Genomic DNA, 5,079 nt, shown 5'->3' with positions numbered 1-5,079 from the left:
CCGGTCCGTCCAGCGCAACCGCTCCAGCTCGGGTCGTGACAACGACTGCGGCCCGGCCATGCCGCCGGGGCCCGAACGCCCCGGTCCACCCGCGCCCGCCGTCCCGGCCGCGCCCCCGAGCGCACCCGCGCGCCCGCCCGGTTCCGGCCGCCCGCCCCCGCCGACGCCCTTGAGCAGCCGCGCACCCACCAGTGCCCCGGACCGCCCGAGCGGGCCGAGCCCGCCCAGCGCCCGGGCGCCCGACGCGACGCGGCCCCAGAGCTTCCCGCCTGCCATCGTCCTGCCCCTCGTCCCCGCCGCCTCCAGGGCGGCCCGGTGCGGGCCGCTTCCCCGGCCCTGCGCCAAGCCTGCGCCCCCGCCGCTCGGGTGACAATCCGGCCCTGGGGCCCCGGAAGGCACTGCCACCCCTCCGACCAGCGGGGCCGTCACCCGCCAACCGACGGGAGCACCAAACCGGCGCGCGCCCTCCACCGTGCGCCCCCAACCCCACCCCCACGCCCGAGCGGCCGCACCGCCGAAGCCGCGACGGCCGGCCCGCCGGGCTCACCGCGCACGCAGCGCCCCACGCGGCCGCCGAACCTAAACTGGCCGCATGGCCCGGCTCAACGACAAGGTCAGGGAACTGCTCCAGGAGTACGCCGACCTGATCTCGATCACCGGCGGCGACGCCTTCCGCGCCCGCGCCTACGAGAAGGCCGCCCGGGCCGTCGGCGGACACCCCGGCGACATCGACGGCCTGGACGTCAAGGGGCTCCAGCAGATCCCGGGCGTCGGCAGGTCCACCGCCGAGAAGATCGCCGAATACCTCGCCGGCGGCCGGATCGAGGCGCTGGAGGAGCTGCGCGCCAGGATCCCGGCCGGGGTCCGCGCGATGATGTCCGTGCCCGGCGTCGGCCCCAAGCGCGCCCTCGCGCTCTACCGCGACCTCGGCATCGCCTCCGTCGACGAGCTCGCCGAGGCGATCCGCGCCGACCGGCTGAGCGAGGTGCCCGGGCTGGGTGAGCGCAGCGGCGAGAAGATCCTGCACGGCATCGAACTGATGCGGCGGTCCGGCGGCCGGACCCTGCTGGACGCCGCCACCGCGCTGGCCGAGCAGCTGGTCGCGGCGCTGCGGGAGGCGCCGGGGTGCACCCGTTGCGCGTACGCGGGGTCGCTGCGCCGGATGCGCGAGACGGTCGGCGACATCGACGTGCTGGCCACCGCCGAGGACTCGGCGCCACTGATGGCCGCGCTCGCCGGACTCCCCTACGTGGCCGAGGTGATCGGCACCGGCCCGACCAAGACCTCGGTGCGCACCACGGACGGCGTCCAGGTGGACCTGCGGGTGGTCCCCGAGGAGGACTGGGGCGCGGCACTGGTGTACTTCACCGGTTCGAAGGCGCACAACATCAAGCTCCGGACGATGGCGGTCCGGGCCGGTCTGAAGCTCTCCGAGTACGGGCTGTTCGAGGCCGAGGGCGGCGAGAAGATCGTCTCGGCGAGCGAGGACGAGGTCTACGCGGCGCTCGGCCTGCCGTGGATCGCGCCGCCGTTGCGCGAGGACCGGGGGGAGGTCGAGGCGGCCCTGCGCGGCGAGCTGCCGGAGCTGGTGACCGAGGAGGACCTCCGCGGCGACCTGCACACCCACACCGACCTGACCGACGGCCTGGCCACCCTGGAGGAGATGATCGACACCGCGGCCGCCCGGGGCTACGCGTACTTCGCGGTCACCGATCACGCTCCGGACCTGGTGATGCAGCGGATGACCGACGAGAAGATGCTCGCCCAGCGGGAGCGGCTGCGCGAACTGGCCGGGCGCCACCGGCGGATGCGACTGCTGCACGGCACCGAGCTGAACATCGGACCGGACGGCGGCGTGGACTGGGACGCCGACTTCCTGTCCGGCTTCGACGTCTGCGTGGCGTCCGTCCACTCGCACTTCGGCGCGGACCGCGACACCCAGACCCGCCGGCTGATCCGGGCCTGCGAGAACCCGCACGTCCACGTCATCGGCCACCTCACCACCCGGCGGATCGGCCGGCGCGGACCGATCGACGTCGACCTGGACGCCGTCTTCGAGGCCGCCGCCCGGACCGGTACCGCCATCGAGATCAACAGCTCGCCCCAGCGCCTCGACCTGCGGGACGAGGACGTGCTCCGGGCCAAGCGCCACGGCGTGAGGTTCGCGATCGACAGCGACGCGCACGCCACCCCGCACCTCGCCTACCCCCGGTACGGGATCGGCACCGCGCAGCGCGCCTGGCTGACCTCCGAGGACGTGATCAACACCTGGCCGTGGCAGCGGCTGAAGCGGTTCCTGCGCAAGGACGCGCTGCGCGGCTGAACCCCCGCCACCCGGACACCAGGTGCCCGATTCAGGAGAATCATCCGATTTAGAGGAATTCTCCTGAAACCCCCTGGTGCATCCGCCACCCCGGGCGCATCATGGGTAGTGGACCTGCGAGGCCGCGAGGAAGTTCGACCGCAGGAGGCAGTGGCGACAGATCGAGACGGATCAGGGTCTGCCGCTGGTACCTCGGTCGACGATCGAACCATTTGGCCGGAGGACGTCACGTCCGGAAGCCATCCTCCACCTCGCAGGTTCCGCACGCCCGCCACCGGTACGCGCCACCACCGGCACCTCACTCCGCGGACGGCACCGTGTACCCCATCTCCCAGGCGTGCACGGCGATGCCGACCCGGTTCTGCACCCCGAGCTTGCGCTGGATGCTCGCCACATGGGTCTTGACGGTGCCCGGCGAGATGAACAGTTCGGCGGCGATGTCCGCGTTGGTCCGCCCGGCCGCGACCTGGCCGGCGATCTCCACCTCGCGATCGGTCAACGGCGCCGCCGGGGCCGATCTGCGGTCCACCCGCCGGGGCGCGGTCACGTGCCGCAGCAGCCGCACGGTGACCGAGGGGCTGATCAGGCTCTCCCCGCCCGCCGCCGCCCGGACCGCCTCGGCCAGCAGCGCCGGACCGGACCGCTTCAGCAGGAAGCCGGAGGCCCCGTGCCGCAGGGCCGGATAGACGTACTCGTCGAGGTCGAAGGTGGTCAGCACCACCACCCGCACCGGTGTCGCCGCCCCCGGAGCGGCCAGCCGCCTGGTCAGCTCCAGCCCGTCCATCCGGGGCATCCGGATGTCCACCAGCGCGACGTCCGGACGCAGTTCGGCCGCGAGTTCGAGCGCGGCGACCCCGTCGGCCGCCTCGCCGACCACGGTGATGTCGGGCTGGGCGTCCAGGATCCGCCGCACGCTCCGGCGCACGGCCTCCTGGTCGTCGGCGATCAGCGTGCGGATGGGTTCCGGGTGGGGACTCGTCACGCACGGCAGTCTCGCACGGCTCCCCGGGCGGTCCGGACTCAGGCCGTCCCGGCGCCCTTGAGGTCGGTCGCCCTGCCGTCGCGCAACACGGTGACGTGCGGCGGGACCTCGACGCGGAACCGCGCGTCACAGTTGGCGAAGCCGCTGCAACTCGCCTCCAGGGTGAGGGTGTCGCCCTCCAGCGTCCAGCTGGTCCGCTCCCTGGCGATCCCGTCCGCCTTGAACCAGCGCGTCACCTTGACGTCCTGACGGTCCGTCGCGACGAGATCGGTCGGGACGTGGTGCCGTGACACGACGTTCAGCGTGCCGCCGCTGTAGCCGAAGACCGTCGACTCGGGCGTGGCGTCCTCGGCCTTGGCGCAGCCGGTGACGACGGCCAGCAGGACGGCCGCGGCGAGGGCGGCGCCGGTGACGGGCAGCCGGCCCGCGGACCTCCCGGAGCGCCCGGGCCGGCGTCCGGGCCCGAGCCACCGCCGACGGTCCGGGCCGGACGCCGTCGGCGCGACGGACGCACCGGCGGAACGCACGGAACATACAGGAACGGCAGGTACGGCGGGTACGGCAGGAACGGCAGCCATGGCGGATCCCCTTCGACGGGCGTGTCGGTCACGGCCACGAGCATCGCCGCCCACCGCCCCGCCGCCATCTGCCGATCGGCAGATCTTCGGCGGGCGCTTTCGCCCGGCCTCCCGATCGGCCTACCGAACGGGCAGTTCGCAGCCCGTCCGCCACCCCGCCGGCCGCAGCGGCCCAGTCTCCAGCGTGCCGCCGTACGCGGCGAGCCGTTCGGCGAGCGCCACCAGCCCGGTGCCGCCGCTGCCCGGACGGCGTCGCAGCAGACCCCTGACGCCGGATCCGCCGCCCCCGTCGTCACTCACCGAAACGATCACCGCGCCCCCGTCCGCCCGGACCTCCACCCGCACCACCGCCTCGGCCGCACCGGTCGCGTGCCGCCGCACATTGGTGAGCCCCTCCAGCACCACCGCGTACGCGGCCGCCTCCGCCTCCCCGGAGAGCAGGCCCACGGCGCCGGGGAGCGCCTCCAGCCGGGCCCGGGTCGGCCCGGTCCGGCTGAACCGGCCCACCAGCTCCGGCAGATCGGCCAGCCCGAGCACCCGAGTGGCACCGGCCGGAGGCCGCGCACCGTCCCCGTCCTCGCGCGGTTCCCGCAGGGCGCCCACCATCGCGTCCATCGAGTCCAGCGCGCGCAGCCCGGCCTCCTCCAGTCGGCGCAGCAGCGCGGCCGTCTCCTCCGCTTCCTGGCCCGGCAGTTGTCCGGCCTGCGCCTCCAGCACGATGCCGGTGATCTCGTGGGCGACGAAGTCGTGCAGCCCGCGCGCCACCTCCAGACGCTGCTCGCGCCGGGCCCGGGCGACCGCCCGCTCGCGCCGCGCGTCCAGCATCCGCAGGTAGAGGCCGGCGCCGAGCACCACGGCCAGCGGCAGCAGCGACGCCAGCACGGCGGCCACCGAACCGTCCCAACCCGCGTTCGGGGAACGGACGGTGAAGCGCAACGGCACGGCCAGCGCCGCCACGGCGGTCAGCGCGCCGACCGGGCCCGCCCACCGGCCCCGCGAGCGCCGGGCCACCCGGCCCGCCAGCCCCACCAGCGCCGCCCACTCGAACGGCAGCCAGAACGCGGGCAGCCGGTACGGGCCCGCGTAGGCGAGGTCGAGCAGCAGCGAGAGCGCGGCGACGCCGCCCGCCGCCCCCGCGAGCGTCAACCGCCGCCACGGCCAGGGCACCACGGCGGCCAGGATCGCCACGGCGGGCG

General features: G+C 75.0%; 4 protein-coding genes and 1 pseudogene. 1 reads left to right on the top strand and 4 read right to left on the bottom strand.

The window, feature by feature from the left end; translation table 11 throughout:
* Window positions 1–276, bottom strand: a pseudogene (locus tag ABD308_RS11555) (hypothetical protein); the annotation flags it as partial.
* Between the two features lie 316 nt (window positions 277–592).
* Between ABD308_RS11555 and polX the strand changes: the two are divergent.
* Window positions 593–2,323, top strand: a complete 1,731-nt coding sequence (polX, locus tag ABD308_RS11550) for a DNA polymerase/3'-5' exonuclease PolX (RefSeq protein WP_344331988.1) — start codon at window positions 593–595, stop codon at window positions 2,321–2,323.
* Window positions 2,324–2,621: 298 nt separating this feature from the next.
* On the opposite strand, the gene ABD308_RS11545 is transcribed toward polX, so the two are convergent.
* The 3 genes from ABD308_RS11545 to ABD308_RS11535 form a co-directional block, all read right to left on the bottom strand.
* Window positions 2,622–3,305, bottom strand: coding sequence for a response regulator (locus tag ABD308_RS11545; RefSeq protein ID WP_344331984.1), 684 nt, complete (start codon window positions 3,303–3,305; stop codon window positions 2,622–2,624).
* Window positions 3,306–3,343: 38 nt separating this feature from the next.
* Window positions 3,344–3,832: a hypothetical protein gene (locus tag ABD308_RS11540; RefSeq protein WP_344331982.1), complete on the bottom strand. Its 489-nt coding sequence runs from the start codon at window positions 3,830–3,832 to the stop codon at window positions 3,344–3,346.
* A 171-nt stretch (window positions 3,833–4,003) separates the two neighbouring features.
* Window positions 4,004–5,079, bottom strand: a 1,076-nt coding sequence (locus tag ABD308_RS11535) for a sensor histidine kinase (RefSeq protein ID WP_344331980.1), incomplete at its 5' end; no start/stop codon positions are given.

Source organism: Kitasatospora putterlickiae, from assembly GCF_039527695.1.
GTDB classification, from domain to species: Bacteria; Actinomycetota; Actinomycetes; order Streptomycetales; family Streptomycetaceae; genus Kitasatospora; species Kitasatospora putterlickiae.
The sequence above is the reverse complement of the archived record's forward strand: the minus strand, read 5'-3'. Positions and strand labels throughout refer to the sequence as shown.

Excerpts from the sequence above, each read along its gene's own strand:
- polX (WP_344331988.1), top strand. The coding sequence starts at position 593 with ATGGCCCGGCTCAACGACAAGGTCAGGGAACTGCTCCAGGAGTACGCC.